22 protein-coding genes and 1 other RNA gene are annotated in these 25,120 nt (G+C 63.9%); 5 read left to right on the top strand and 18 right to left on the bottom strand.

Annotation, left to right across the window (positions count from 1 at the left end):
• Position 1: 1 nt before the first annotated feature.
• The 16 genes from murC to ACFELO_RS03830 form a co-directional block, all read right to left on the bottom strand.
• Positions 2-1,396, bottom strand: a complete 1,395-nt coding sequence (gene murC, locus ACFELO_RS03905; RefSeq protein WP_440959888.1) for a UDP-N-acetylmuramate--L-alanine ligase — start codon at positions 1,394-1,396, stop codon at positions 2-4.
• 8 nt (positions 1,397-1,404) lie between these two features.
• The gene (gene murG / locus ACFELO_RS03900; RefSeq protein ID WP_440959266.1) at positions 1,405-2,502 is read right to left on the bottom strand and encodes an undecaprenyldiphospho-muramoylpentapeptide beta-N-acetylglucosaminyltransferase; all 1,098 of its coding nucleotides are present in this window, start codon (positions 2,500-2,502) and stop codon (positions 1,405-1,407) included.
• Positions 2,499-3,638, bottom strand: coding sequence for an FtsW/RodA/SpoVE family cell cycle protein (locus tag ACFELO_RS03895; protein WP_440959265.1), 1,140 nt, complete (start codon positions 3,636-3,638; stop codon positions 2,499-2,501). Before ACFELO_RS03895 ends, murG begins: the two co-directional genes overlap by 4 nt.
• Positions 3,639-3,691: 53 nt before the next feature.
• On the bottom strand, positions 3,692-4,792 hold the full coding sequence (gene mraY, locus ACFELO_RS03890) for a phospho-N-acetylmuramoyl-pentapeptide-transferase (protein ID WP_440959264.1): 1,101 nt from the start codon (positions 4,790-4,792) through the stop codon (positions 3,692-3,694).
• A gap of 15 nt (positions 4,793-4,807) precedes the next feature.
• Complete coding sequence (locus tag ACFELO_RS03885; protein ID WP_440959263.1) at positions 4,808-6,211, bottom strand: UDP-N-acetylmuramoyl-tripeptide--D-alanyl-D-alanine ligase; 1,404 nt, start codon at positions 6,209-6,211, stop codon at positions 4,808-4,810.
• Complete coding sequence (locus ACFELO_RS03880) at positions 6,208-7,665, bottom strand: UDP-N-acetylmuramoyl-L-alanyl-D-glutamate--2,6-diaminopimelate ligase (RefSeq protein ID WP_440959262.1); 1,458 nt, start codon at positions 7,663-7,665, stop codon at positions 6,208-6,210. The genes ACFELO_RS03885 and ACFELO_RS03880 overlap by 4 nt, the downstream gene beginning before the upstream one ends.
• The gene (locus ACFELO_RS03875; protein ID WP_440959261.1) at positions 7,662-9,497 is read right to left on the bottom strand and encodes a peptidoglycan D,D-transpeptidase FtsI family protein; all 1,836 of its coding nucleotides are present in this window, start codon (positions 9,495-9,497) and stop codon (positions 7,662-7,664) included. The genes ACFELO_RS03880 and ACFELO_RS03875 overlap by 4 nt, the downstream gene beginning before the upstream one ends.
• Positions 9,497-9,859, bottom strand: a complete 363-nt coding sequence (gene ftsL, locus ACFELO_RS03870; protein WP_440959260.1) for a cell division protein FtsL — start codon at positions 9,857-9,859, stop codon at positions 9,497-9,499. Before ftsL ends, ACFELO_RS03875 begins: the two co-directional genes overlap by 1 nt.
• A complete protein-coding gene (rsmH, locus tag ACFELO_RS03865; protein ID WP_440959259.1) occupies positions 9,856-10,860 on the bottom strand; it encodes a 16S rRNA (cytosine(1402)-N(4))-methyltransferase RsmH in 1,005 nt (334 codons plus the stop codon). The genes ftsL and rsmH overlap by 4 nt, the downstream gene beginning before the upstream one ends.
• Positions 10,857-11,276, bottom strand: a complete 420-nt coding sequence (locus tag ACFELO_RS03860) for a division/cell wall cluster transcriptional repressor MraZ (RefSeq protein WP_348764603.1) — start codon at positions 11,274-11,276, stop codon at positions 10,857-10,859. Before ACFELO_RS03860 ends, rsmH begins: the two co-directional genes overlap by 4 nt.
• Positions 11,277-11,541: 265 nt before the next feature.
• Positions 11,542-11,945: RNase P RNA component class A (rnpB, locus tag ACFELO_RS03855), an RNA gene on the bottom strand.
• A gap of 75 nt (positions 11,946-12,020) precedes the next feature.
• Positions 12,021-12,395 (bottom strand): DUF2141 domain-containing protein, encoded by a 375-nt coding sequence (locus ACFELO_RS03850; protein ID WP_440959258.1) that lies wholly within the window; start codon positions 12,393-12,395, stop codon positions 12,021-12,023.
• A gap of 68 nt (positions 12,396-12,463) precedes the next feature.
• Positions 12,464-13,201 (bottom strand): N-acetylmuramoyl-L-alanine amidase, encoded by a 738-nt coding sequence (locus ACFELO_RS03845; protein ID WP_440959257.1) that lies wholly within the window; start codon positions 13,199-13,201, stop codon positions 12,464-12,466.
• Positions 13,202-13,210: 9 nt separating this feature from the next.
• On the bottom strand, positions 13,211-14,122 hold the full coding sequence (locus tag ACFELO_RS03840; protein ID WP_440959256.1) for a DMT family transporter: 912 nt from the start codon (positions 14,120-14,122) through the stop codon (positions 13,211-13,213).
• A gap of 73 nt (positions 14,123-14,195) precedes the next feature.
• Positions 14,196-14,489: a hypothetical protein gene (locus ACFELO_RS03835; RefSeq protein ID WP_440959255.1), complete on the bottom strand. Its 294-nt coding sequence runs from the start codon at positions 14,487-14,489 to the stop codon at positions 14,196-14,198.
• 101 nt (positions 14,490-14,590) lie between these two features.
• Complete coding sequence (locus ACFELO_RS03830; protein WP_440959254.1) at positions 14,591-15,298, bottom strand: TerB family tellurite resistance protein; 708 nt, start codon at positions 15,296-15,298, stop codon at positions 14,591-14,593.
• Positions 15,299-15,508: 210 nt separating this feature from the next.
• Between ACFELO_RS03830 and ACFELO_RS03825 the strand changes: the two genes are divergently transcribed.
• The 3 genes from ACFELO_RS03825 (at position 15,509) to ACFELO_RS03815 (ending at position 20,366) form a co-directional block, all read left to right on the top strand.
• Entirely contained in the window at positions 15,509-19,108 is a 3,600-nt protein-coding gene (locus ACFELO_RS03825; protein ID WP_440959253.1) for a hydantoinase B/oxoprolinase family protein, read from the top strand.
• A gap of 141 nt (positions 19,109-19,249) precedes the next feature.
• On the top strand, positions 19,250-19,654 hold the full coding sequence (locus ACFELO_RS03820; protein WP_440959252.1) for a BLUF domain-containing protein: 405 nt from the start codon (positions 19,250-19,252) through the stop codon (positions 19,652-19,654).
• A gap of 175 nt (positions 19,655-19,829) precedes the next feature.
• Positions 19,830-20,366 (top strand): fasciclin domain-containing protein, encoded by a 537-nt coding sequence (locus ACFELO_RS03815; RefSeq protein ID WP_440959251.1) that lies wholly within the window; start codon positions 19,830-19,832, stop codon positions 20,364-20,366.
• Between the two features lie 42 nt (positions 20,367-20,408).
• On the opposite strand, the gene rimK is transcribed toward ACFELO_RS03815, so the two are convergent.
• Complete coding sequence (rimK, locus tag ACFELO_RS03810) at positions 20,409-21,836, bottom strand: 30S ribosomal protein S6--L-glutamate ligase (protein WP_440959250.1); 1,428 nt, start codon at positions 21,834-21,836, stop codon at positions 20,409-20,411.
• A 185-nt stretch (positions 21,837-22,021) separates the two neighbouring features.
• Between rimK and ACFELO_RS03805 the strand changes: the two genes are divergently transcribed.
• Positions 22,022-22,858, top strand: a complete 837-nt coding sequence (locus ACFELO_RS03805) for a pirin family protein (protein ID WP_440959249.1) — start codon at positions 22,022-22,024, stop codon at positions 22,856-22,858.
• Positions 22,859-22,901: 43 nt separating this feature from the next.
• A complete protein-coding gene (locus tag ACFELO_RS03800) occupies positions 22,902-23,873 on the top strand; it encodes a glutathione S-transferase family protein (RefSeq protein ID WP_440959248.1) in 972 nt (323 codons plus the stop codon).
• A 3-nt stretch (positions 23,874-23,876) separates the two neighbouring features.
• Here ACFELO_RS03800 and ACFELO_RS03795 read toward each other — a convergent pair whose 3' ends face one another.
• Positions 23,877-25,079, bottom strand: a complete 1,203-nt coding sequence (locus ACFELO_RS03795; RefSeq protein WP_440959247.1) for a hypothetical protein — start codon at positions 25,077-25,079, stop codon at positions 23,877-23,879.
• Between the last annotated feature and the right edge of the window lie 41 nt (positions 25,080-25,120).

The following is a 25,120-nucleotide window of genomic DNA, read 5'->3' as shown; positions in this document are numbered from 1 at the left end:
CTTACGCCTCCAGGCGGGCGGGCAGCTCGGCCGCCCAGGCGGTGATGTCGCCCGCGCCCAGACACACGATCAGATCGCCCGGCTGCATGACCGATTTGAGATCCTCAGGCAGGGTTTCGCGCGTCGTGGCGTTCGGATTGCGGTGGCCGTGGCGCTGAAGGCCCGCCACCAGGGATTCCTGGCTCGCGCCCTCGATCGGGGCTTCGCCTGCGGCATAGACCGGGGTCACCCAGACGCTGTCTGCGTCATTGAAGCAGGTGCAGAAATCCTCAAACAGATCATGCAGGCGCGAATAGCGGTGCGGTTGGACGACCGCATGCACGCGCCCCGCGCCGACACGCTGGCGCGCGGCTTTCAGCACCGCGTTGATCTCGACCGGGTGGTGGCCATAATCGTCCACCACGGTTACGCCGTTGGCCTGACCCGTGATGGTGAAGCGGCGCTTGACGCCGGTGAAGCCCGAGAGCGCCGTGCGAGCTTCTTCCTCGCCGCCGCCAAGCGCCTGAACCACCGCCAGAGCGCCCGCCGCGTTGAGCACATTGTGCTCACCCATCATCGGCAGGCTCATCCCCGCCCAGGTGACGGGTTCGGCGCCGCGCGGCTGGAAGGTCAGGTCGAAATGGCCGCCTGTCTCATCCATGACGAGGTTTGATAGGCGCACATCCGCTTGCGGAGAGAAGCCATAGGTGATGACCCGGCGATCCTCGATCCGTGCGGCCAGCGCCTGCACTTCTGGATGGTCGATACACAGCACCGCAAATCCGTAAAACGGCAGGTTCTCGACAAACTGGGCGAAAGCGTCGCGCAGGGCGTCGAACGAGCCGTAATGCTCCATATGCTCAGGGTCGATATTGGTGATGATCCCGACCGAGCCACGCAGCTTGAGGAAGGACCCGTCGCTTTCGTCGGCCTCAACCACCATCCACTCGCCCTCGCCGATCTTGGCGTTCGAGCCATAGGCGGAAATGATGCCGCCATTGATCACCGTTGGGTCAAAGCCCGCCGCATCCATCAGGCAGGCGACCAGCGAAGTCGTGGTGGTCTTGCCATGGGTGCCCGCCACCGCCACCGCATGCTTGAGCCGCATCAGCTCGGCCAGCATTTCCGCCCGGCGCACGACCGGGGTGCGCCTGGCGCGCGCGGCGACCAGTTCAGGATTGTCCTTCTTGACCGCGCTCGAGACGACGAGCGCCCCTGCGCCGTCCACATTCTCTGCAGCGTGGCCGATATGAACCACGGCCCCCTTCTCGCGTAGGCGCTGGACATTGGCGCTGTCCTTGATGTCAGAGCCCGTGACCTTGTAGCCGAGCGTCAGCATGACTTCGGCGATGCCGCTCATGCCAATGCCGCCAATACCGACGAAGTGAACAGGACCAACCGAGGCGGCGAGATCAATGGGCGGCATCAGAGTTTAGGCTCCGCAGCTTGTACAATCAGATCAGCAAGACGCTCATGAGCGTCAGGTCGGCCCTCTGTCCGGGCCAGGCGCGCACGCGCATCCAGAGCTTCGCCGTCCGACAACAGCGTTTCAAGGCGCGCTCGCAGGTGATCCACGGTGAAATCCGCTTCCGTGATCATCTCCGCAGCCCCGGTCCGGACCAGACCCTGAGCGTTCGCCGTCTGGTGATCATCCATAGCGATGGCGAGCGGCACGAATATGGCGGGACGACCAATCGCAGCGATTTCAGACACCGAAGACGCGCCCGAGCGCGAGATCACCAGATGGGTCTCGGCGTAAAGCCGCCCCATATCGCGGAAGAACGGGCTCAGCTCGGCCTGCACCCCGGCGTCGGCGTAGATCCGGCGGGCGCTGTCGAGGCTTTCCTCGCGCGTTTGCTGAACGACCTTCAGACGCAGGCGCAGATCTTCAGGAAGCTCGGCAATGGCCCGCGGCACAGTTTCCGACAGAATGCGCGCCCCCAGCGAGCCCCCCAGCACCAGCAGTCGGATTTCACCCCCCGGCGCCGGCGGAGCGTATTCCACCTCGCGCGCCGCCAACACGTGGGCGCGCACGGGATTGCCGGTGACCGCGTGCACGGCGCCGGACGGCAGTTTGTCCAGTCGGGCAAAGCCGGACGCCACGCTGACCACCGAACCGGCGAACAAGCGGTTCACCCGGCCCAGCACCGCATTCTGTTCGTGAATGACGCGGGGAATGGAATACATCCAGGCTGCAGTCAGCACCGGGAACGCCGGATAGCCGCCAAAGCCCGCCACCACATGGGGCTGGTACTCGGCCATGATGCGACGCGCCTGAAACACGCCCCGGGTCAGCTTCATCACCGACTGGGCCATCTTTACAGGGTTCTTGGAAAACGGACTTGAGGCCTCAACCTCGCTGACCGGTTCGCCTGGAAAGTCGGTTGCGTGGCGCGCGCCGCGCGCATCGGTGACAAGCTTCACCGACCAGCCGCGTGCGATCAGCGCATCTGCGGCGGCGCGGGCAGGAAACATATGGCCGCCAGTGCCACCGGCGGCGATGAGCAGACGTTTCGGGGTCACGCGGGCAAGTCTCCCTGGCGGGTGCGGGGCGCATAGGCGCCGGGGCGGCGACGGGTCAGCGCCAGCAACAAGCCAGCGGAGAAACACAAGGCCAGCATGGATGATCCGCCGTAAGAGATGAAGGGCAAGGTCATGCCCGTGGACGGCGCGATATCGAGATTCACCCCGATATTCACAAGCGCCTGCAGTGCGAACAACAGGGCAAGCCCCGATGTCGCCAGCTGGGCGAAGGGATCATTGAGCCGCAGGCACAACATCCATGCGCGCGCAAACAGCAACGCATAAAGACCGATAATGGCGAGCGAGGCGATCAGCCCGTACTCCTCGGCTGCGACGGAAAACACATAGTCGGTATGCGCTTCAGGCAGCAGATGCTTGACTTGCCCCTCGCCCGGGCCGACGCCCCAGATGCCGCCATGGGACATGGCCTCGATGGCGCGACCGGTCTGGGTGGGGCCATCCGTCTGTGTCAGTCCCAGATAATCGGCGATGCGGCTACGGATGTAGGGCACACTACTGTAGACCAGAAAACCGCCCACGCTAGCCACAACCGCCAGCCCCGCCGTCCAGGCCAGCGACAGTCCGCCGGACCACAGCAAGGCTCCAAACAATAAGGTCAAAAGCGTCGTCTGCCCAAAATCAGTCTGTTGCATCAACAAGAATGCACCAAGCCCGTAAAGGCCGAACGCCACCAGCCGGCCATAGACCGGAGCGCCGCGATCTTCCTCGGAAAACAGCCAGGCGGCGATCACCACGAAAGCCGGTTTGAGAAATTCAGAAGGCTGCAGCGAGAACTGTCCGAGACGAATCCAGCGGGTGGAGCCATTGACTTCCACACCAATCACCAACACCAGGATCAACGCCACATACGCGCATACCAGCGTCAGCCCTGCGAACCGCCGAACCCCGGTCAATGACAGGGCCGAGGAAAACGCCAGGATCACCAGCCCGGCGCCCATGAAGGCCAGCTGCCGATACAGGTAATAGAACGGATCATCGATCCAGCTGCTGCGTTCAACCGCGGCGGGGCTGGCGGCGAAGGCCAGAACAATCCCGATCGTCATCAGAAAGATCACGATGACCAGGATCGGGCGGTCCAGTCCGCTCCACAATCCGGCCTTGCGTCGGGTGCTCATGGGCTCTTCCTAGTTCGATAGCTCCTTGCGCGGTTCAGACCGGCAGGACGTGTCTAGCGCAGTTTCAGGGTCGACAGGCCAATCAGGGCCAGCACGAAGGCGATGATCCAGAACCGCACCACGATGGTGGATTCCGCCCAGCCCAGCTTTTCGTAATGGTGGTGGATCGGCGCCATGCGGAAGACGCGCTTGCCGGTCAGTTTGAAACTGGCCACCTGAACCATCACCGACACCGCCTCGAGCACGAAGAGGCCGCCGATAATCACCAGAACGATCTCGTGCTTCACAGCGACCGCGATGGTCCCCAGCGCGCCGCCCAAAGACAGAGACCCGGTATCGCCCATGAACACCATGGCGGGCGGGGCGTTGTACCAGAGAAAGCCCAGACCCGCGCCGATCATCGCGCCGCAGATCACGGCAAGCTCACCCGTACCCGGCGTGAAGTTCAGGAACAGGTATTCAGAATAGACCGAAGAGCCGACGAAATAGGCGATGAAGCCGAAACTGCCCGCCGCGATCATCACCGGCACGATAGCAAGGCCGTCGAGACCATCGGTGAGGTTCACCGCATTGGACGCGCCCACGATCACCACCATGCCGAAGAGGTAGAAGGCGAAGCTGAGCGGGACCATCAGATCCTTGAAGAAGGGCACCGCCACCGAAGTCGCGAAATTCTCCGGCGTATCCGGCGCGGTATCGAGCAGATAGACCATCGCCACGACCGCCACCGCTGCGATGGCGAATTGCAGGATCAGCTTGCCCTTGCCGGACAGGCCTTCGGTGGATTTCTTGGTGACCTTGCGCCAGTCATCGATGAAGCCGATGCCGCCAAATCCGGCTGTCACGAAAATCACCACCCACAGATAGGGATTGGTGATATCGGCCCAGATCAGGGTCCCCGCCAGAATGCCCGCCAGAATGATGAACCCGCCCATGGTGGGGGTGCCCGCCTTGGCGATGATATGGCTTTCCGGCCCGTCCGTGCGAATCGGCTGGGAGCCCTTGGTGCGCAGCCAACCGATGAAGGGATTGCCGATCGCGAGCGCCAGAATGAAGGCGGTCATCATCGCCGCCCCGGTCCGAAACGTTAGATAATTGATCAGGTTAAGGGCCTGGAACTGGTCTGCGAACGGAGACAGCAGAAGATAAAGCATGTTTGGTCAGGCCCTTCAGGCGGAGGCAGGTTTGGCTTTGTCGCGCAGCGATGACACAAGTTTATGAACGCCAGAAGCGTTTGATCCCTTAACAAGGACCACATCGCCATCCCGCGCCAGTTCGGTGAGCGTTTCAACGGCAGTATCTGCACGCTCGCACCAGGCGGCCCGCAGATCGGTCGGCAGCGCATCCATCAGCGCCCGAGCGCCTTCGCCCACCCCGATCACATGATCCACGCCCGCTTCAACCAGCGGTTCGGCGAGAGCGGCGTGCAGGGCGCGGCTATCGGGCCCCAGCTCCAGCATTTCACCGATGACAGCGAGCTTGCGGCCCTGCCCCTGCGGCTTTCTGAGTTTGAGCGCGCCAAAGGCCGCCCGCATGGAGGCCGGGTTGGCGTTATAGCTTTCATCGACCACTTCGATGACCCGCCCCTTGGCGACCTGGGCGTAGAAGGTGACGCCCCGGCCGGCCGTGGGTTTGAGTTCGGACAGCGCATCAAGCGCCAGATCCGGTTCAACGCCGGCGCCCAGAGCCGCCGCAACCACGCCTGCAGCATTCACCGCCTGGTGTGCGCCGGGAAGGCGCAGGCGGAAATCCATCGGCTTGCCCATCACATCCATGCGGCCCACGCCTCCATCCGGTCCCTCGTCATAGGACAGGATGCGCACCGCGGCGCCCGGAGTAAGTCCGAAATCGAGCATGAATCCGGCGCCCGAGCTTTGCACCACCTGCATCAGGCGCGGCGCGAACTCGTCATCCGCCGGAATGACCGCAACGCCATCCGCCTCAAGCCCTTCAAAAATCTCGGCCTTGGCGCCGGCAATGCCTTCCATAGAGCCCAGATTTTCAAGATGGGCGGGAGCAATCTTGGTGATCATCGCCACATGCGGACGCACCATGCGCGTCAGCTCGGCGATTTCGCCCTTATGGTTCATGCCCATCTCGAAGACGGCATGGCGGGTCGCCTGCGGCATGCGCGCCAAAGTCAGCGGCACGCCCCAATGATTGTTGTAGCTCTTTTCAGACCAATGGGCGGGCCCCGCCTTGCGGAAGACCGCCGCCAGCGCCTCTTTCACACTGGTCTTGCCGACCGAGCCGGTCACCCCGACCCGGATCGCGTCCGAACGACGGCGCGCGCCCTCCCCCAGACGGATCAGACCGTCGAGCACGTCATCAACGACAAGGCGCGGGCCTGTACAGACTTCAGGATTGGACACCAGAACCGCCGCGGCGCCCTTGTCGAGCGCAGCCTGGGCGAAGTCATGCCCGTCGCGTTGCGCCGTCAGGGCGACAAACAGATCACCCGGCTGCAGCGTGCGCGTGTCGATGGAAACGCCCGTGGCGGCCCAACCGCCTTCGGTCAGACGCCCCTGTGACGCCTCCGCCGCGTCTTTTGCGGTCCAGAGCGGTTCGCTCATGCCTCGCCCCCCAGCTCCTTGAGGATGCGGGTGACGATCTCGGTTTCGTCAAAGGGAATGACGCGGTCAGCCAGAATCTGGCCGGTCTCATGCCCCTTGCCCGCCACCAGCAGCACATCGCCCGCTTCAAGCATCTCGATGCCCGCACGGATCGCCGCTTCGCGATCACCGATTTCCCGAGCTCCCGGACAGGCCGCCATAATGGTCTTGCGGATGCTGGCCGGATCTTCGCTGCGCGGATTATCATCGGTGACGATGGCGATGTCTGACAGACGCGCCGCAATCTCGCCCATGGGCGCGCGCTTGGTCGGGTCACGATCCCCGCCCGCACCGAACACCAGAATGATCCGGCCTTGGGTATGCGGGCGCGCCGCGCGCAACAGCTTGTCGAGCCCATCAGGGGTGTGGGCGTAATCGAGCAGGATCGGAGCGCCCGCTTTCGTCGCGCCCACCGTCTGCAAACGCCCCGCGACGCCGGCCAGCTGGCTCATGGCGTCGAACGCCTGATCGGGCGCGACGCCGCTGGCAATGGCCATGGCGGCGGCGCCCAGCGCATTGGCCGCCTGAAACTCGCCGATCAGCGGCAGGTCAACCTCGTGCTCCTCACCCTTCCAGCAGAAGCGCACCATCTGGCTTGCCGGGTGCGGGGTGATTTCGTGCACGGTCAGATCCCGACCGCGCCAGCCGATCTCGATCGGGCTGAGCCCCGCGGATTGCGCGGCCTGCGCCACACGCTGGGACCAGTCTGAATCCATGTTGATGACGGCCGGCGTCCCCATCGGGGCAAGCGCAGAGAACAGTCGCATTTTGGAGGCGAAATAGTCTTCAAAATCAGGATGGTAGTCGAGATGATCCTGCGTAAGGTTGGTGAACCCCACCAGGGACAGGCGCACCCCGTCCATGCGGCGCTGCTTGAGCCCGTGAGAGGAGGCTTCCATCGCCAGATGGGTCACGCCTTCCTCGGTCAGCTTGTCGAGGCTCTGATGAAGCGCGATGGCGTCTGGCGTGGTGTAGCCCACATCGGTGCGACCCGAGGAGCGGGTGACCCCCAGCGTGCCCAGGGCCGCCGCCTCGATCCCGGCCTTCGCCCAGATCTGGCGCAGGAACTCGACCGTCGAGCTTTTTCCGTTGGTGCCCGTGATCGCAGCAATGGTGGCGGGTTGGCGCGGATAGAAGTTCGCAGCGATGGCTGACAGGGCTTCAGCCGGGTCCTCGGCCTCGATCACCGGGACAGACGCTGTCGTGCCCGTGGGAGCCAGGACACAAACCGCGCCCTTCTCGATCGCCATGGGGATGAATTGCGTCCCGTCCACTTTCACGCCCGCCAGGGCCGCGAACAGATCGCCGGGCTTCACCTTGCGACTATCAAGGGCAAGGCCCGTCACTTCCACGCCCTCAGCCCCCTGGGGCGCGCTCAGCGTCTCGGGCAGAAGGTCAGCAAGAGAACGGATCATTGCGGGTCCTCGGATACGGCGTCTTCCAGCGCGACCGGCTCTTCGGACGGAGCCACGAGCCGCGGGCGGGGAGCAAACAGTTCAGCAACCACTGAGACTTGCGCCTCAGGGTCGGCGTCATGTCGGTCAATGTCCAGCACACCGGCCAGAGAGCGGATGATTTCGCCCGCCGCCGGCATGGACGTCCAGCCTGCAGTCGAGAACCCGTGGGTTTCAGCGGTCGGGTGAGGCCGGTCCATCGACACGGTCAGCACATATTGCGGATCATCGAACGGAAATATGGCGACAAAGGTGTTGAAGGTGTTGCCCTCAACATACGCGCCATTGATCACCCGTTCCGCCGTGCCGGTCTTGCCCGCCACCGCCAGCCCGTCCACATCCGCCGATCCCGTCTGGGATCGCGCCACATATTCGCGCATCACACCCAACACCTGCGCCGCCACATTCGGGCTCATCACGGGCACGCCCGCGACGGTTTCGCCAGGGGCGACGGGGCGCAAGGTTGGCGGGGTGTAAACGCCGCCATTGGCGAGCGCGGCATAGGCGGACGCCAGCGCCAGCGGACTCACCTGAAAACCATGCCCGTAAGACGCGGTCATCGTCTGGATCCGCCCCCAGCGACGCGGCAGGTTCGGCGACGCCGCGCCGGCAAGCTCGATGGGCGGCGCTTCAAAGAGGCGCAGATCAGAATAAAAGCCGGTCAGATCATCCGCACCGATTGTATCGGCCATGCGAGACGCGGCGATATTGGAGGAGTAAAGCACCATTTCCCGCGCGGTCAGCGGCCGGTTCTCACCGCGATAATCGCGGATGACATGTCCGCCGATGCGCACAGGCGTGGAGGCGTCAAAGACGTCATCCATGTGCACGCTGCCCGCTTCCAGACCGGCAGCCAGCGCCAGCGGCTTGAAGACCGAACCCAGTTCATACACGCCGTTCACCGGCTGATTGAAAAGCGGATCAATGTCAGAGCCCGGCGCCGTCGCCTCTGCGAAGCGGTTGGGGTCGTAATCGGGCAACGACGCCATGGCGATGATCTCGCCAGTGCCGACGCGCATCAGCACGGCGGAGGCGCCCGCCGCCTGGTGTGCGGCCATGCGTTCACGCAGCACGCTTTCCACCCGGTATTGCGCGGTCAGGTCGATGGACAGGGTGACGGGACGGCCGCCTTCAGCCAGCTCGGCGTCAAACGCGTATTCAGCCCCCGCGGCGCCGTGCATCTGGCCATCCACATAACCGACAAGATGGGCGGCGACGCGTTGCTTGGGATAGATGCGGCCCGGCTCGACCTCAAAGAAGATGCCCGGCAGGCCCAAGAGGTGGATCGCCTGACGCACGCGCGGGCTCAGCCCGTCCGCGATCGGCACATAGCGCGAATTGGACGACAGGCGACGGGTCAGCCGCTCCACATCGATATCGGTCAGGACGGTCGCCAGTTGCCGGGCGACTTCCTCGGCGTCCCAGACATAGAGCGGGTCCGCGTAGACCGAGTGGAAATCGAGGGTCGCGGCGAGAATTTCGCCATCGCGGTCCAGGATCGACGCGCGACGCACCGGCGCGGCTTCAGCGATGACGGTCTCAGCCTCATCATCGGCGAACGCTCCAAAGGCGGCGACCTGCACCGCGCGGCCAGCAGAAACCACAAAGCCGACGCTGAGCACCAGGCCGATGACGCTCAGGCGCGAACGGCGACGGCCCGCCTTGTTGGACCGGTTCTCGATACGCAGGCGCTGCATGGCGCGCGCCGGAGCGCTCTCCACCGGCGCAGGCGGCGTTGCGCGACGGTCATCACTGACCCGCACACGCCGCGAGAACCGACGGAGGAACTTCATCAACGACGCCCGGGCTGGGCGTAAGAAACGCGCGCCGTCGGCGCCGCCTCTTGCGGATCACGCAGACCTTCCGGCGCGCCCTCGCCGCTCAGGCGCGGCAACTCGGAGAAGGCCAGCTCCTGCTCGGGACGCACCGGCTCGAACCCCAGATAGGCGCGCGCCAGGCGGCGCAGATTCTCGGGCTCTTCCTGGTGAGAGATTTCCGCATCAAGGGCGCTGATCCGGCCACGCTCGCGCGCCAGCTCGGCCTGCAGCTGAGCGAGCTTTTCCTGATCATTGGCTGTGCCGGACTTGGCCACATAAAGCGCGGCGAGCAGGATTGCGGCGACCAGAACGCCGACGATTTCAACGATGCGGATCATTGAACACACTCCTCAAGACGGCGATAGGGCGGCACGCCCGCAAAGCCTTCATCCTCACGCGGCCAGGCTTCATGCTCGTTGCGGATCGCAGCGCGCAGCTTGGCCGATCGCGAGCGCGGGTTTTCAGCGGCTTCAGCCTCGGTGGCGGACTGGGCCTTCTTGCTGACCAGCGAGAAGCTGGGTTCGCGTTCGGCCTGAATTTCCGGTTGATGGCGCGAGCCGCCGCCGGTCATGCCGGCGCGCTCACGCAGAAAGGTTTTCACGATGCGGTCTTCCAGCGAGTGGAAAGTCACCACCACCAGACGGCCTGCCGGCTTGAGCACGCGCTCGGCGGCTTGCAGCCCGCGCACCAGCTCGCCCAGCTCGTCATTGACATAAATCCGCAAGCCCTGGAACGAGCGCGTGGCGGGGTGGATGCGCCCCGGCTTGCCGCCGACCGCCCTGCCAATGATGTCCGCCAGCACCAGCGTGCGGGTGATCGGCTCAATTTCGCGAGCGCGCACAATGGCGTTCGCGGCGCGGCGCGCATGACGCTCCTCGCCATAGACCTTGAAAATCGCCGCCAGCTCGTTGGCCTCAAGATGGTTCACCGCATCCGCCGCCGTCGGGCCGGACTGGGACATGCGCATGTCCAGCGGGCCGTCCTTCTGGAAGGAGAAGCCGCGCTCGGCCTGATCAAGCTGCATGGAGCTGACCCCGAGATCGAGCACCACGCCGTCAACGCCCGAGCTGCCCGCCGCTTCGATGATGTCTTCCATCATGGAGAACGGGCCAAAGCCGAACGCAAAGCGCCCCTTATAGGCCGGTTTCATGCGCTCGGCGGTTTCCCGCGCGCTCGGGTCACGATCAATGCCGAGCACCCGGCACTCCGCCGCGCCCAGAATGCCGCGCGTATAGCCGCCCGCGCCGAACGTGCCATCCACGTACAGGCCGCCATCGCGCGGCTGCAGATGGGTCAGCACTTCATCCAGCATCACCGGGATATGCGGTTGATCGCTCATGCCTCATCTCCCCGACGACGGGACGGGCGGCGCAGCGCAGACTTGTTGTCGCGTGCAAAGCTCAGATCATCGACCTGTTGTTCGGCATGCGCGGTCGGATCCCAGATCTCGAACCGCTTGCCCATGCCGATGAAGACCGCCTGCTTGTCGAGGCCGGCATGGTCGAGAAATTCCTTGGGCAGGGAGACACGACCCGTGGAGTCAAAGCTCAGCGCTTTCGCACCGCCAAAGATCACGCGCTCGAATGCGGTCCGGGCCGGATCATAGGGATCGAGATCCTCGATCGCGTCCGAATAATCTTCCAGCAGACGCTGACCGCCGCCCTCAAGGAACGGGCCGTTGAAGGAGCGCCAGACATAGATGCCGGGAAAGCCCTGGCCGGACACGGTCGCGCGGAAGTCGGCCGGTACAGACACCCGCCCCTTCGCATCGATTCCGTTTGTCGTCGTTGAGACGAACATGACCGGCTAAGCCCCATAATCACCCGCGCCCCATCTTGGCGGGTTAACTATGGGATAACATGGGAAAGCATGGGTTACAATGGTCTCAACATACTCGAACGCGCGTTTTCCCGCATGAAAACAGAAAATCCCGCGTATAGCGGGACACAAAACCAAGAACAGATTGAGAACAGATCGGGCCCGGCGTTAACCTTTGGCCTACCATAAATGCCTGAAAGAAAGGATCAGAGGGCCTGTAAGCCGGGTTCTGTCCCATGCCATCCCATAGTGATGACCGGGGGCGACCATTCCTCTAGGACGCCGCTTGCACGACGCCTCCAGCAACCTACCCGGACCTCGACGCGGAGGCGCGTCTGTTACGCCGAAACGCAACGCGGGTCCCTATTCGGTCTTGCTCCAGGCGGGGCTTGCCGTGCCCCCTTCCTTGCGGTCGGGGCGGTGGGCTCTTACCCCACCGTTTCACCCTTGCCGCACCGGGGTGCGGCGGTTTGATTTCTGCGGCGCTGTCCCTGAACCGGAAAACCGGCCCGCCGGGATTTCCCCGGCGCCTTGCCTCCATGGAGCCCGGACTTTCCTCTCCTGCAGGGTTTCCCCTCTCGCAGCAGCGGCCGCCCGGCCCTCTGATAGCCCATCCCATCACGAAAAAGGCCGCCGCGGTCAAGCGCGACGGCCAGTCTTCCCATAGCGAGGCAGGCTATGTCAGTTCACGGAAAGCGCGATTTCAGCGCCTTCTTCGGTGACCGTGACCGCTGCATCGGCAAACTGCGGCGGGCCGAAATTCATCGGCGGGTCATTGGAAATGGTGATCGGCTCAGCGGGGATGCCATAGGCCATGGTGCGCATCTCGCCATCCCCTTCCGGGTCACGCCAGACCTGCACGGCCCACTGGCCCGCCGGCACATCCTCGAACACGAACACATCTTCAGCCGAGGCGGCCCGGCGCTGTCCATGCTCACAGGCGCCGCTCAGGAAGGTGCTTTCCGAGCAGATCGAGACATACATGTCGCCCTCAGGGTTCTCAGTGCTGACAGTGACGGACACAGAGCCCAGAATGGCGATCAGGGGCAACAACATGGGGCAAGCTCCTTTGCTTCGTTGTCCCCATACTGCCCGGCCCTGCCCCGGCGATCAGGTTGCAGGCGTCACCTTTTCGGGGTGACAGATGTCACCTTCCGGCGAAGCCCCTCGACAAGGGCGCACGTCGCCTCATCCGCGACACCTGTAAGCTCACCCGGACGGAAGCGCCGCTGGAACGCCAGAACGACCGACTTCAACGCGTCGTCATACGCGCCCGCCGGATCCACGCCATAACCAATCTCAAGCAGGGCCTGACGCAAGCCCAGAACCGACGCCCCGTCCTCGCCTGGCGAGGATGCCGCAAAGCCGGGCTTCACAGGGTCAGGCCACAGCCCGACGCCCGCCTCGGCGAAACGCTTCCAGGGAAACTTCTCGCCCGGATCCTGTTTGCGATCCGGCGCCAGATCGGAATGACCGATCACGTCGCAGGCGGCAATGGGATGGCGGGAAAGGATAGCCTGCGAAAGGGCAAGCACCGCCTCGATCTGGGCCTCTGGATAATCGGGCAGGCCGAAATCATGCCCGCCATTGACGATTTCGATTCCGATGGAGGCGGAGTTCACGTCCTCGCAGCCGCGCCAGACGCCTTTGCCCGCATGCCAGGCCCGCTTGTCCTCGGCGACCATCTGGATGATCCGGCCATCTTCCTCGACAACATAATGGGCGCTGACGCCCGCATCAGAATCCGCCAGGCGCTCGATCGCAGCCTCGCCCGTCTCCATGCCTGTGTAATGCAGCACCAGCATGGAAAGCGGCAGGCGACGCGCGTTGAAATTGGGAGATACGTGCTTGATCACCTGCATGATGCTCCCCTAGCGCGGCCGTCCGATGGGCGTGGTCGGCCCAACGGTTTCCGCCCGACGCGCTGCAACCACGCCTACCCCCGCCAGAGCCAACAGTCCGCCAACGATAAGCTGCCAGGTCACCGGGTCGCCCAGCAGCACCACGCCCAGAACAACCCCGATCAGCGGCCCCATCAGTGTCATGGGCGCAATGAGCGAGGCGTCATACCGGCGCAGCAGGAAGTAGAAGGAGCCGTGCCCGAAAATGTTCACCAGCAGCACGGTAAACGCCAATGACGCCAGGAACAGCCAGCCGCCGTCAAGCGAGGCCGCGATCTGATCGCGCTCGAACAACACGGTCATCACAAGCAGCGGCGGCCAGGAGATCAGACCAATCCAGGCCTGCAGTGACATGGCGGACATGTCCGCCTTCTTCACGAGAATGGAGCCTGCGGCCGCCGCGAACGCGGCGCCGACGCCCGCCATCAATCCGGCGGTAAAAGAGAATTCCGCGGGTTTGAACACCACCAGCGCCGCCCCCACAAAGGCGATCGCCATGCCCGAACCGCGCACCCAGCGCACTTTTTCCTTCAGGAAGATGATCGACAGCACCGTGGTGAAAGGCACGGCCAGCTGCACCACGATGGCGATGGCGGAGGGCGAGGCGTACCGCAATCCCACGAACAATAGTGCGAACTGGATCGCGCCCATGGTCAGAGCTGCGCCGATCACGGCGCCCATGCGCTTGGGGATTGGCCGCAGCCAAGGCCCCAGCACTGCATAGAGCAGGAAGAAGCGCAGGAACGCGAAGAAGAAGGGCGGGCTGCCCTCGAACCCCTCAACAAGCACCGGAGTTCCGGACAGGGACCATTTCGCAACAACGAAATTGAAGCCCCAGACCAGACAGATGCCAAACAGGAGTGCGAAGTGGCGTAAAGACATGAACCGGCTCTAAGCGAGCCGGCTCCCGCCTGCAAGCACTGTGTCGCTCACGATGCTTTTCAGAGTGTGACGCCTAGGCGCCGCGCGGCTGATCCTCGCCGTCCACGGTCCAGCCATGCGGACCCCGACGGGCGACCAGCACGGTCTCGTCGGCAGAGCGCTTGTGCGATCCCTTGGTCAGCTTGCGCCAGGCCCAATAGCCTGCCGCGCCAACCGCCGCGACGCCCGCGACCACAAAGGCCGCCATGGTCAGGAAAGCCGCCAGCACCAGCACGAGACCGATCACCGCGATCGCCGCCACACCGGCCAGAAGGGCGCGCATTGCGTTCATCAGGCTGCCTCCGTCAAAGGTCGGTTGGTGCGTCATTACAAGCTCTCCACGGTGAGTCATCAGTCCCAGCCTCATAAAGATCATCTGGGAAGTGAACGCCTCAGGTCAATGTTCGATCCCAAAGCGTGAAGGATTTGTCATTCAGCGGGCGCCGCGATCGCGCCGCCCATCCGGCGCTGACGGGTGATCGCAGCATAGGCGGCGTTGATCACCGCCATCTTCTCCACCGCAATGCGCTGCATCTCCGCCGGGGCGCCGCGCGCGATCAGTCGGTCGGGGTGATTCTGCGACGCCACGCGTCGATAGGCCGTCTTCACCGCCTGATCGTCTGCATCCCGCTCAATCCCCAGTATGACGTAAGGATCATCCTCCGGCGCGCCCAGATGACCGACCCGGATGCGATCATACTCGCGCTCGGAAAACCCGAACAATTCGGCCACCTGCGCCAGGAAGTCATCCTCGTCGCGAGTCACCCGCCCATCCGCCTTGGCGATATGGAAGAGGCCGTCGAGCACGTCCTCCAGCACGGCCGGGTGATCCTTGAAGCGCCGCCCCAGCCGACGCGCATAGCCGTCGAAGCCGAGCGTCGTCTGCTTGGCGAGATCAAAGGCGCGGCGCAGCGAATCCTCAAAGCCCGGCGGGGCGCGGAAGACCTGCAGGAAGGCGCGTTCCTCATTACGGGTCACGACGCCGTCAGCCTTCGCCATTTTCGCGCCCAGCCCGATCAGGGCCATGGCGAATTCAGCGTCATCGACCGCGCGGCCGGGGGGGCAGTCCTTGCCCCGGCACTCGAACGGATCGTGATGTCCGGTAATGAAATCAGCCAGTCTGCGCCAAAAGCTCATACCCTCGCCTCCCGTGGCGAGCCGCCGCCAAGGCGGCATGGGATGAAAGGACGACGCTGCATCCGCGAAATAATACCCAAGAGTGGGCCTTTACGCCATGATTTCCCGCATCCGACTCCTGTCGCACATGCGGGCGCGTTCTTGCTCTGTCCGGGCAAGGTATGCTGTTCATAGCGTCTGGCTGACACTTTCGCCGCCAAGGAGTTCTGCGTGACCCGATCTGACGCCGCCCAAGCTGAATGGGAAATCTGGATTGATCGCGGCGGCACGTTCACCGACATCATCGGGCGCACGCCGGACGGCGAGCTGAAAGCGCTCAAGCTGCTGTCCAATTCCGCCGCCTATGAAGACGCCGCCACCGAAGGCGTGCGCCGTCTGCTGGGCGTTGAGACCGGCGCAGCGCTGCCGCAGGGCGTGCTGGCGGCGGTGAAGATGGGCACGACAGTAGCCACCAACGCCTTGCTGGAACTGGAGGGCGCGAAGACCCTGTTCCTCGTGACGACCGGCTTTGGCGATATCCTCAGCATTGGCGATCAGACCCGCCCGGACATCTTTGCCCTGGAGATCAAGCGCCCCTCCCCCCTGCCCGCGCAGACGATTGAGGTCAAAGGCCGGATCGCCACCGACGGACAGGAAGTCGAAGCCTTTGACGCCGAAGCGGTGAAGGCCGCGCTCAAGAGCGCAAAGGCGAACGGATTTGAAAGCGTCGCCATCGCCTACATGAACGCCCACGCCAATGACGCCCACGAACAGGCTGCCGCCAAACTGGCCCGCGAAGCCGGGTTCACCCACGTGACGTGCTCCAGCGAGGCGAGCCCGCTGATCAAGCTGGTTCCCCGCGCCTCCACCGCCGTGATCGACGCCTATCTCGAACCAGTGTTGCGCGACTATGTGGGCCGTGTGGACCGGGGCCTTGAAGGCGCGCCCCTCTACTTCATGCAATCAGGCGGCGGGCTGTCGAGCGCGAAGCATTTCAAGGCGCGTAATGCGGTCCTGTCAGGGCCTGCGGGCGGCGTGGTCGGCATGGCGCTGACCGCCAAATCCGCCGGTCATGACAAGGTCATCGGCTTTGACATGGGCGGCACCTCCACCGACGTGTCCCGCTTTGATGGCGAGAGCTATTCGCGCACCGATATGGCGAGCCTTGATGGCCGGGTGCTGCGCGCGCCCATGCTGAGCGTGCATACCGTGGCGGCGGGCGGCGGCTCGGTGCTCGACTTTGACGGCGAGCGCGCGCGGGTCGGCCCGCGCAGCGCGGGCGCCGATCCGGGACCGGCCTGCTATGGCCGTGGCGGGCCAGCGGCGGTCACCGACGCCAATGTGGTTCTGGGCCGTATCCAGCCGGACTGGTTCCCCAAGGTGTTCGGCCCCACGCACGACCAGCCGCTTGATGTTGAAGCGGCGCGCTCAGCCCTTGGCAAGCTGGCGGACAAGATGGGTCTGGAAAGCCCCGAAGCGGCGGCGGAAGGCTTCCTCTCGGTCGCGATTGAAGCGATGGCGGACGCCATCAAACAGATCTCCACCGCCCAGGGCGTGGACCCGCGCGGCTATGCGCTCAACGCCTTTGGCGGCGCCGGCGGCCAGCATGCCTGCAAGGTGGCGGAAGCCCTGGGCATGCGCACAGCCCTCATTCATCCCAAGGCCGGACTTTTGTCCGCCTACGGCATCGGCCTCGCCCCGCTGCGCGACACGCGTCAGGCCGGGCTAGAGATCGTATTTGATGAAGACGGCCTCGCAGCTGCGGAGCGGGTTCTGGCCCAGCTCGAGGACGAGGCGCTTGCGTCCCTGAAGTCCCAACATGCGCGCGACATCAAGGTCAGCCGCGAAGTGCGCATTCGCGTTCAGGGCTCCGATACCGCCCTGCCCGTCGCCTGGGCGGACGAGACGACCATGCGCCGCGAGTTTGACGCCGCGCACAGCCAGTTGTTCGGCTTTACGCCCGAGAACGCCGTACTGATCCTGGATTCCGCCGCCGCGGATGCGGAAGGCGCCCCGGCGGGCGCGCCCCGCGCCGAAGCGGACCTCGACACACAAGCCGGGGATGTCACGCCCCGCGCGGACGCCCCCATGCACATTCAGGGCGAAACGCAGAGCGTGCCGGTCTACGACCTTGGCGATTTGGGCGCTGAAGCCCGCGTCTCCGGCCCGGCGCTGATCATGGACGCCAACCAGACCATCGTGCTTGATCCGGGCTGGCGGGCGGACCGTCTGGCCGACGGCATGCTGGTCCTGACCCATGAAGCCGCAGCGCCGCTGCAAGCGGGCGATACAAGCCTTGATCCGATCCGGCTGGAGCTCTTCAACCGCCGCTTCATGTCGATCGCCGAACAGATGGGCGTGGTGCTCGAGCGCACCGCCCACTCGGTGAACATCAAGGAGCGGCTCGACTTTTCCTGCGCGGTGTTTGACGCCGAGGGCGGTCTGGTCGCGAACGCGCCGCACATGCCGGTCCATCTGGGCTCAATGTCCGCCAGCGTGCGCGCAGCCGTGGACGCCCATCCCGATCTTGGCCCGGGCGACGCGGTGGCGGTGAACGCGCCCTATAATGGCGGCACGCACTTGCCCGACGTGACCGTCATCCAGCCCGTGTGCGACGAGACCGGCGAGCGCATGTTCTATGTCGCCTCCCGCGGGCACCATGCCGATATCGGCGGCATCGCCCCGGGCTCCATGCCGCCCTTTTCGAAAACCATCGACGAGGAAGGGGTGATCTTCGACAGTGTGAAGATCCTCACACAGGGCCGATTTGAAGAGGACGCCGTGCGCAAGGTTCTGGCGTCCGGCGCCTATCCGGCCCGCAATCCGGCCCAGAACATCGCCGACCTCAAGGCCCAGCTCGCCGCCTGCTCGAAAGGCGCAGCCGAGCTGACCAAGCTCAACAAGAGCGAGGGCACGGCGGTCGTGCGCGCCTATATGGGCCATGTGCAGGACAATGCCGAGCGCGCCGTGCGCCGGGTCATCGAAGCCTTGAAAGACGGCGAGGCCGAGATGCGGCTGGAGGATGGCGCGGTCATCAAAGTCCGGATCAGCGTTGACCAGACCGAACGCACCGCCGTCATCGATTTTACCGGCACGTCCGAACAACGCCCCAGCAATTTCAACGCTCCGAGCGCGGTGACGCGCGCGGCGGTGCTCTATGTGCTGCGGTGCCTGGTGGATGACGCCATCCCGCTCAATGAAGGCTGCCTGAAACCCATCACCCTGATCGTGCCTGAAGGCAGCCTGCTCAATCCCGTTCCGCCCGCTGCGGTGGTGGCCGGCAATGTGGAGACTAGCCAGCTGGTGGTGGACGCCCTGTTCATGGCGACGGGCCGCATGGCCTGCGCCCAGGGCAGCATGAACAACTTCACCTTCGGTGATGAGACCCGCCAGTATTACGAGACCATCTGCGGCGGCGCAGGCGCGGGTTATTACGCCGACGGTTCAGGCTTTGCCGGCGCGAACGCCGTACACACCCATATGACCAATTCACGCCTGACCGACCCGGAAGTCCTCGAAGCGCGTTATCCGGTGCGGGTCATCGCCCACGCCGTGCGCCATGGATCAGGCGGTGATGGCGCCTTCAGGGGCGGGGATGGATCCATCCGCAAGATCGCCTTCCTCGAACCCATGCAGGCGGCGCTCCTGTCTGGCCGGCGCAAGGAGCAGCCTGCCGGTCTTCGGGGCGGCGCGGCGGGACAATCGGGCGCACAGTTCCTCTGGCGAGCAGATGGCGAACGGCAACTCCTGGATGCACTGTTCCGGATTGACGTAAACCCTGGTGAAATCCTTGAAATTCTTACCCCCGGAGGGGGCGGCGCAGGAGCATAAACAAGTCAAACCCCTCTCCGAATACGCGTAGAACTGCTCAGACTTACAATAAATGCGTTCACTGTAGCGAATACACCTTTTTTAAGCGGCTGTTTTCCATAACCTCCTGCCAAGTTTACAGGAATCCAGCGGGAGACTTGGGTGTTCCGAGTCGCGTATCGAAGCGTGTTGCGCGCCGATCTCGGCGTAGCGGAAATTGAGTCGCTGATCCGCGGCAGCGCGGAGTACAACACCCGTATGGGTGTCACATCGGCTTTCCTGATGAACGGCAAGCGCTGCCTGCATGCACTGGAAGGCTCGCCCAAGGTCATCCGCTCGATACTGGAAAGCATCTGGGATGATCGCCGCAACGAGGAATTCGCGATCCTGGACATCGCCTATGGTGAGGCCGCGCTCTTCCCTGACTGGCCCCTGAAAGTCATCACAGCGGCGACGATCAGTGATGAACCCGAACTGCATGAGCATCCGGGCGTGACCTGGCTGGCCAATCTGGATGGCGGGCTGGAAACCTATTTCCGTCCGACGGACCGGGACGCGTCGATCTAGGGTCCTGCCTCATTTCCCTGCAAACCGCAGTCAGATTACGCGTCCGTGAACAGATGGCGTGCGAAATTCTGATCCGGATTTGCAACCTCTCCGTACCCCAGTGTGTTCCGGAAAGACTGGAATGCCTGACGGCCTGTCCGTCAGGTCCGCTCACACACTCACTACGGAGACAGACATGCGTACCTTGACTGTTCTGACCGCTGCGGCCCTGAGCACTGCGCTCGCTGCGCCGGCCCTCGCACTCAACACCGACGCCGCCTCCACCCCCAAACTGACCAAGGATCATCACGCCAGCCAACCGTCGATCGTCAGCATCGCAACCGGCGACGAGACCTTTTCGACCCTCGTGACGGCGCTGCAGGCCGCCGAGCTGGTCGACGCCCTGTCCGGCGATGGCCCCTTCACCGTCTTCGCCCCGACCAATGACGCCTTCGCGGCGGTTGGCGAGGACACGCTGAACAGCCTGCTGCAACCGGAAAACCGCGACCAGCTGACCTCGATCCTGACCTATCATGTGGTTCAGGGCGAGTACTTCGCCGAAGAGGTCGCTCCAGGCTCCTACGAGCTCGCCACCCTGCAGGGTGACACGGTGAGCGTCGTGGTTGGCGAGGATGGCTCCGTCATGGTCGACGGCGCACACGTGATCGCCGCGGACGTGGACGCCTCCAACGGCGTGGTCCACGTCATCGACAGTGTCATCATGCCTGAATAGCAAGGCTTTCTCCCAGGCGCTCGAGGAGCGCCTGGGACCTGCCTATTCGCTGGCCGCTGAGTCCGCAGCCTTGGATTTGCTGCTGCGGCGCTTGGCCGGCGGACGGTGCAGGGCGCGCACATGGGACTCGATCTGGTGAATAACCATTTCGGCCACGTCCTTGCCGCTCGACTTCTCGATGCCTTCAAGCCCCGGCGATGAGTTGACCTCAAGCACCTTTGGTCCTTCGTCAGAGCGCAGCATGTCCACGCCCGCAACCGACAGCCCCAGCGCCCGCGCGGCCTTGACCGCCGCAGAGCGTTCTTCCTTGGAAATGCGCACCCGGCTCGCCTGACCGCCCCGGTGCAGGTTGGAGCGAAACTCGCCCGCCTGCGCCTCACGCTTCATCGCGGCGACCACCTTGCCGCCAATGACAAAGCAGCGAATGTCCACGCCCGAGGCTTCCTTGACGAAGTCCTGAACGATGAAGTTGGCGTCGAGGCCGCGGAAGGCGTCGATCACGGACTCCGCCGCCTTGCCGGTTTCCGCCAGCACGACGCCGCGTCCTTGCGTGCTCTCAAGAAGCTTCACCACCAGCGGCGCACCGCCCACATGCTCGATCAGGTTCTTGGTGTCCTTGGGCGAGTGGGCGAACGCCGTTGTTGGCATGCCAATACCCGCCCGCGCCAGAACCTGGTGGGCGTAGAGCTTGTCCCGGCTGGCGCCAATGGCGTCCGGCGTATTGAGAATATAGGCGCCGGTCATGGCGAACTGACGCAGAACCGCCATGCCATAATTGGTCATGGACGCGCCAATGCGCGGGATGACGGCGTCATAACGCGGCAGACGGCGACCGTCATAATAGATCGCCGGCGACAGGGCGTTGATCGCCATGGTGCAGCGCGCGGTGTTGATCATTTCCGCCACGTGCCCCTGAGCCTCGGCGGCCTCTTTCAGACGCTGGGAGGAATAGTTCTTCGGCTCGCGCGTCAGAATGGCGATGCGGAGCGGGCGGTGCACCGGCTTGCTGCGCGGCAAGTGCTGATAGAGATCATAGCTGAGCTCTTTCTGCGCGCAGGACTGGGTCGGGCTGACCACCATGTCATCCAGAATCGCCGAACGGCCCAGCAGCATGCGGTAGGCCATGTTCTCGCGGTTGGTCAGCGTCACTTCGATCGGCCAGGTGCGCTCGCCAATCGTGACTTTCGCCTCGATCACCCAACGCAGCTCGGTCTCGCCATTGGACGAGGTCACCTCACGGCGATCCACCGCAGGCGCTGCGCACACCACTTCCAGATCCGGCTGATCGGGAATGGGATGCATGACGAAGCGGACCTGAGGCTTGTTCGCAGGACCGAACGGCTCGATCGCCACGGCATGCAAAGCGCTGGTCTTCGCGCCGGTGTCGATTTTGGCCTTGATGGCGGGAAGAGCCAGCCCGGGAAAGGCGGCCCATTCTTCCCAGCCAAGGACGAACGGCTCCTGGGACATGCCGTCAGTTCCTCCGGTAAAAATTCAAAGGCGATGCGTTACAGCGCTCTTAGGGTTTCGTCCATCGCGAGTTGATGCAAGGGCTGATTATTCCCGAAACGGAAAAGCTGCCTGTCTGAATACGCCCTCGTCATTGTGGTTATGCGCCCCCATCTTGTTGCCGAACAAGGACAACGGAGGCTGAGATGAGCGCCCATTATCGCCCGATCATCAAAATTACCCAAGGCCGCCCCACCTCGGATGGCGCCGGGGTCAAGCTGACCCGGCTTCTGGGCACGCCGGACCTGCAGGTGCTGGACCCGTTCCTGATGCTGGACAAGTTCCACTCGGACAATCCGGGCGATTATCTGGCGGGCTTCCCGCCCCACCCTCACCGCGGCTTTGAGACGGTGACCTACATGGTCGAGGGGCGGATGCGTCACAAGGACAACAAGGGCCATGAGGGCGTGATCGAGCCGGGCGGCGTGCAATGGATGACCGCCGCGCGCGGCATCATCCATTCTGAAATGCCCGAGCAGGAAGACGGTATGATGAGCGGCTTCCAGCTGTGGGTGAACCTGCCCAAGGCCGAGAAGATGAAAGCGCCGGGCTATCAGGAGTTCGACGAGAACCGCGTCCCCTCTGACGTGCGGGACGGCGTCGTCGCCAAGATCGTCACCGGCAAGACCTCGACCGGCGTCCAGGGGCCTGTGACTGACATCACCGTCGACCCGCTCTACGCCGAGCTGCGCATGGAGCCGGGCGCGACCTTCGAGGAACCCATCCCGGCTGCAAAGACCGCCTTCATCGCGGTCCATTCCGGCGAGGTCGAAGCGGGCGGCATGAAGCTGACCGAAGCCCAGCTCGGCGTGTTCGGGCGCGGTGACACCATCCGCATCAAGGCCGGCCCCAAGGGCGCGCGGCTGATGCTGGCCGCCGGCAAGCCGATTGGCGAACCGATCGTCTGGGGCGGGCCTTTCGTGATGACCACCGAGGGCGAGGTGCGTCAGGCCATGCTCGATTACCAGCAGGGCCGGTTCTAGACCGGCTCACTCATCTGCAGGGGCGCAAAAGAAGGAGAAACTCATGGGATTGCTCGTCGACGGCGTCTGGCATGATCAATGGTATGACACCAAATCCAATGGCGGGAGCTTCAAACGCTCTGAAGCCATGTTCCGCAACTGGGTGACCGCAGACGGCGAAGCGGGACCGACCGGCAAGGCCGGGTTCAAGGCCGAGCCGGGCCGCTATCACCTCTATGTCTCTCTCGCCTGCCCCTGGGCGCACCGCACCCTGATCTTCCGGCGCCTGAAGGGCCTGGAAGACATGATCGACCTGTCAGTCGTGCACTGGCTGATGCGCGAGAACGGCTGGACCTTCAAAGACGGCCCCGGCGTCATCGCCGACCCCATTCACAACGCCGAGTTCATGCACCAGGTCTATACCGCCGCAAAGTCCGACTATTCGGGCCGGGTGACCGTGCCGGTGCTGTGGGACAAGAAGACCAACACCATTGTCTCCAATGAGAGCGCGGACATCATCCGCATGTTCAACTCCGCCTTTGACGATGTCGGCGCCAAGCCGGGCGATTACTACCCGCAAGCTCTGCGAGAAGAGATCGATGCGGTGAACGCCCGCGTCTATGATGAGATCAATAACGGCGTCTACAAATCCGGCTTCGCCACCTCTCAGGACGTTTACGCCAAAGAGGTGACGACGCTCTTCAAGGCGCTCGACTGGATCGAGGAGCGCTTGTCAGACGGCCGCGCCTATCTGATGGGCGAGGATGTGACCGAAGCCGACTGGCGACTCTACACGACGCTGGTGCGGTTTGATCCGGTCTATCACGGCCACTTCAAGACCAATCTCAAGCACCTGATCGACTATCCGAACATCAATGCCTATGCCCGCCGCTTGCATACGCAGCACGGGGTCGGCGATCTGTTCAATCTCGAACACGCCAAGCGGCACTATTACGAGAGCCACGACATGATCAACCCGACCGCCGTGGTTCCGCTGGGCCCGGATATTCATGTGGCGGATGGCGATCCGGCGTAAGCGCTAGGGCGCTGACGGCGCGCTGACCGTGACGGGGTCTCCAAATGCGCCGTCCTCAGTCCAGGCCGTCAGCACCCATTCACCTTCCGGCAGCAGGAGCGGCAGTGTTTCACCCGGATAGAGCATCAGCCGCTCAACGGGGATCATCTCCAGGTCTTCGCCCGGCGCGCGCGCCTCGATGATGACGCGGCCCTCTTCAGCAAGAAAGTCTTCGGGAACGGCGACAGGCTTATCGCCGATCTCGTAGCGCCAGTCGGGACGCCCATCGGTGAAGCTCATGGGCGGGCGCCCGAGAAACAGATCCACCCAGCCCGGTTGCCTCTGGGTATCAGGCAAGTTCGAGCCATCAACCAACGGGCTTTCAGTCAGGGCGGCTATCGGCGCCCCTGACTCAACGTTGCAAGACGTCTGGGTGATTGTCAGAGGGTCGATGCCCGTCTTGTCACGCAGGCGCGCCGCGAACCATCGCGATGTGTCATCATCATCCTCGCCTCCCACTTCACTGAGATGGGCATAGCCCACATGAACAAGAATGCGGGCGTCCGGGTAAGCCTCCAGCGCGTTCGCGATAAAATTGACCGCCTGCGCCTCTTCCCGCTCGGCAATGCTCGCCATAAAGCCTTCGCTCGGGTCGACAAGGCGTTGCTCCTGCGTGATTTCATAGGCCGCAAAGCGATATCCAAGGTCGACCAGCGTTCTGAGCTGACGCCCGTAAATCGGCTCGCCTGAATACCAGCCGATATCCATGCTCGCTTCTGGAACAAGCGTCTCCACATCCCCTTCGTTTGAAAAGGTCTCGGCAGCAAAGACCGTGAAGTCAGGCGCCAGAGCCTCGGCGAGACGGGCGATAACCCAGCGATGATAGGGATCGTCATGCGCCTCATTGATCATCACGACCCGGGCGTCACCCACCGCCTCCACGACTGCCTGCAATCCGTCTTCACGCAGCACGGAACATGCTGGGCGTCTATAAGCGTTCTCCTGCAGCCGCTGGGTCAGATCCTCGCGCCCGACAAAGCTGAAGAGCTGCGTCGTCATCCCAAGTTCATTGCCTTCGGGCGCATACCCCTCAAGCGTTTCCGGCGTCATCTGGAAATAGGAATCGAGCCGACCGGGCAGCTCCGCCTCCGTTTCGGCCCCTGTCTGCGCCAGGGCGGACTGCAAAGGCATGGCGGCGGCAAAGGCGGCAAGCATCATCTTGAGCATGAGAGTTCTCCCTTTGGAGGGAAACTCAATCATGATGCTAC

Origin of the sequence: Oceanicaulis sp. LC35 (assembly GCF_052055585.1) — a bacterium.
Classification (GTDB): domain Bacteria; phylum Pseudomonadota; class Alphaproteobacteria; order Caulobacterales; family Maricaulaceae; genus Oceanicaulis.
Note: the sequence above shows the minus strand (reverse complement) of the source record. Positions and strands in the feature narration are given on the sequence as shown.

What these genes read in the sequence shown, in the direction of transcription:
- ACFELO_RS03895 (WP_440959265.1), bottom strand. Translation starts at nt 3,638, where the DNA reads ATGAGCACCCGACGCAAGGCCGGATTGTGGAGCGGACTGGACCGCCCG.
- mraY (WP_440959264.1), bottom strand. Translation starts at nt 4,792, where the DNA reads ATGCTTTATCTTCTGCTGTCTCCGTTCGCAGACCAGTTCCAGGCCCTT.
- ACFELO_RS03885 (WP_440959263.1), bottom strand. Translation starts at nt 6,211, where the DNA reads ATGAGCGAACCGCTCTGGACCGCAAAAGACGCGGCGGAGGCGTCACAG.
- ACFELO_RS03880 (WP_440959262.1), bottom strand. Translation starts at nt 7,665, where the DNA reads ATGATCCGTTCTCTTGCTGACCTTCTGCCCGAGACGCTGAGCGCGCCC.
- ACFELO_RS03875 (WP_440959261.1), bottom strand. Translation starts at nt 9,497, where the DNA reads ATGAAGTTCCTCCGTCGGTTCTCGCGGCGTGTGCGGGTCAGTGATGAC.
- ftsL (WP_440959260.1), bottom strand. Translation starts at nt 9,859, where the DNA reads ATGATCCGCATCGTTGAAATCGTCGGCGTTCTGGTCGCCGCAATCCTG.
- rsmH (WP_440959259.1), bottom strand. Translation starts at nt 10,860, where the DNA reads ATGAGCGATCAACCGCATATCCCGGTGATGCTGGATGAAGTGCTGACC.
- ACFELO_RS03850 (WP_440959258.1), bottom strand. Translation starts at nt 12,395, where the DNA reads ATGTTGTTGCCCCTGATCGCCATTCTGGGCTCTGTGTCCGTCACTGTC.
- ACFELO_RS03845 (WP_440959257.1), bottom strand. Translation starts at nt 13,201, where the DNA reads ATGCAGGTGATCAAGCACGTATCTCCCAATTTCAACGCGCGTCGCCTG.
- ACFELO_RS03840 (WP_440959256.1), bottom strand. Translation starts at nt 14,122, where the DNA reads ATGTCTTTACGCCACTTCGCACTCCTGTTTGGCATCTGTCTGGTCTGG.
- ACFELO_RS03835 (WP_440959255.1), bottom strand. Translation starts at nt 14,489, where the DNA reads ATGACGCACCAACCGACCTTTGACGGAGGCAGCCTGATGAACGCAATG.
- ACFELO_RS03830 (WP_440959254.1), bottom strand. Translation starts at nt 15,298, where the DNA reads ATGAGCTTTTGGCGCAGACTGGCTGATTTCATTACCGGACATCACGAT.
- ACFELO_RS03815 (WP_440959251.1), top strand. Translation starts at nt 19,830, where the DNA reads ATGCGTACCTTGACTGTTCTGACCGCTGCGGCCCTGAGCACTGCGCTC.
- rimK (WP_440959250.1), bottom strand. Translation starts at nt 21,836, where the DNA reads ATGTCCCAGGAGCCGTTCGTCCTTGGCTGGGAAGAATGGGCCGCCTTT.
- ACFELO_RS03805 (WP_440959249.1), top strand. Translation starts at nt 22,022, where the DNA reads ATGAGCGCCCATTATCGCCCGATCATCAAAATTACCCAAGGCCGCCCC.
- ACFELO_RS03800 (WP_440959248.1), top strand. Translation starts at nt 22,902, where the DNA reads ATGGGATTGCTCGTCGACGGCGTCTGGCATGATCAATGGTATGACACC.
- ACFELO_RS03795 (WP_440959247.1), bottom strand. Translation starts at nt 25,079, where the DNA reads ATGCTCAAGATGATGCTTGCCGCCTTTGCCGCCGCCATGCCTTTGCAG.